Raw genomic sequence first — 2,143 nt, 5'->3', positions numbered from 1 at the left:
CACCGCCGGCAACGGGCTGGTGGACTTCCTGAACAACGACAACCCCATACGGGATTTTCTTGGCAGCGATGCTGTTCAAGCCTTCAACACGCTTTTCCCCGTGCTGGATCCGTTTTATGGCACGGTTGGCTTGTCGATTCCGACCCCGCTGGCGGAGGCGGCGCTGAGCGCGTCTGGGTTCGCTGCCATTCCCGGGATTTCCGGCTTCCAGACGTTTCTCGGTGCGACGGGAGCGGCTCCGGTCTTCGCAGCGTCTTCGGTGTCAGAAGGGGCGAAGCAATTCACCCTGGTGAGCTCGCCGGCGCCCGCGCAGGAAGCGTCCGGCGCGGTTGGCGCCGGCGGAGTGTCGGCCGGCGTGGGCCGAGCGACGGCGGTCGGCGGGCTTTCGGCGCCACCGTCGTGGAATGCGGCGCCCGCCGGGGCTGTACGTCTTGCGTCGGTGGCCACGAGTTCGGGAGGTTCGCTCGAAGGGGGGATGGCTGCACCAGGCGGCTGGCTCGGCGGAATCCCGCCGATAGGTGCCATGGCCGGCGCACCAAGCGTCGGTACCCCGGGCGTACGTGCTGACAACGTCATGGTGATTCCCCGGCTTGCCAGGGCGGGTAGTGGCCACGAAGGCGTTGGGCGCACGCCGGCACAGCCGTCGTCAAGCGCCGACGAAGCGGCAGCCGGACTGACTGGAGACGAACTGCGGGAGCTTGAGCAGTTGCGGCATGCGGTAGCGGAGTCGATGGAGCGGCGAGACGCGGCAGCCCGCTCGATCAGAGAGGCGATTCGGTAGCGGCCAATGTTGGATTATGCGATGTTGCCTCCCGAGGTCAACTCGGGGCGGATGTATGTGGGAGCGGGATCGGCTCCGATGATGGCAGCCGCGGCGGCCTGGGATCAGTTGGCGACGGCGCTGAATTCGGCGGCGAGCTCGTACCGGATGGTGGTCTCCGAGATGGCCGATGGTTCTTGGCGGGGTCCGGCTTCGGCCTCAATGGCTGCGGCCGCCAACCCCTACGTGGACTGGATGAGCGCGACCGCCGCGCAGGCTGAGCTGACCGCCGTCCAAGCCTGGGCGGCGGTGGCGGCCTACGAGGCGGCATTTGCGGCAACGGTGCCGCCCCCGGTGATCGCTGCCAACCGGGCGACGCTGGCGGTACTGGTGGGGACGAACTTCTTCGGACAGAACATGCCGGCGATCGCGGCAAACCAGGCGGAATACGCCGAGATGTGGGCGCAGGATGCCGCCGCTATGTACAACTATGGAGGTAACTCCGCGACTGCCACCCAACTGAGCCCGCTGAGCCAAGCACCGCAGATCACCAATCCCGTCACATCTGGCGGCCAGGCGGCTGCCGCTCATTCCGCCGCCGGGACAGCATCCCAATCGCTGTCATCGCTGCTGGATTGGGACCCGTTCTCGCCGATAGCCAACAGCCCCTTGATCAATAACCCGACCATAGCGGGCTTGAATGGCTTTTCCGACGAGGTCGGGGCCCTGCTTCTGCAGAGTGCGCCCCCAGGGTTGCTGGCCTTTGCTGTTGAAACCTTTTTCATTCCGCTCTATCTCACCACCGGCAAGGTGGCGATGCTGGGAACTGGGGCGGCTATGGGAGCGGCGACCGGCGCCGGCCTGGCCTCGTCGATGTCCGAAGGAGTGTCCGCGGTAACCCTGGCCGGCGTGCAAGCCCCCGCTGTGTCGGCAGACGTGGGCCGCGCGGTGCCGGTCGGCAAGCTATCGGTGCCGTCGTCGTGGGCGACGGCAGCACAGGATGTCCGGCTTGCCGCCGTGGCGTTGCCCACTCCGAGCACGCCGGCCTTGGCCGCACCGGTCATGTCGTCGCCCGGGATGGTCCCGCCGGTCATGGGTGGACCGGTGGGCAGCGTGGTCAACACCCCGCAGAAAGTCGACACGCGAGTGCGGTCCGTCTCCAACTTCACCGCGACGCCGCAACAACCCGGCACAGCCGACGCCGACAAAGCCCACCAGAGCCGCTGGTCATACGGCGCACCGGCGACTGCCAACAGATTGAGCGCACGCGAAGAGGACGAGCTGTTCCGTCTCCGCGATGAGCTGGATGACCTGGCAATGGATTACGACGCGATGGCCCGCCTGATGAGGGAGGCGATGCATTGACGATGGATTATGCGGTGT

2 protein-coding genes are annotated in these 2,143 nt (G+C 66.8%); both read left to right on the top strand.

Annotation, left to right across the window (positions count from 1 at the left end; all coding sequences use genetic code 11):
- A partial coding sequence (locus tag KIH27_RS22035; RefSeq protein ID WP_443677229.1) for a PPE family protein, SVP subgroup occupies positions 1-781 on the top strand: 781 nt, incomplete at its 5' end.
- Positions 782-790: 9 nt separating this feature from the next.
- The gene (locus KIH27_RS22030) at positions 791-2,125 is read left to right on the top strand and encodes a PPE family protein (RefSeq protein ID WP_443677230.1); all 1,335 of its coding nucleotides are present in this window, start codon (positions 791-793) and stop codon (positions 2,123-2,125) included.
- Positions 2,126-2,143 lie beyond the last annotated feature (18 nt).

The organism is Mycolicibacter acidiphilus, from assembly GCF_018455725.1.
Classification (GTDB): domain Bacteria; phylum Actinomycetota; class Actinomycetes; order Mycobacteriales; family Mycobacteriaceae; genus Mycobacterium; species Mycobacterium acidiphilum.
Note: the sequence above shows the minus strand (reverse complement) of the source record. Positions and strands in the feature narration are given on the sequence as shown.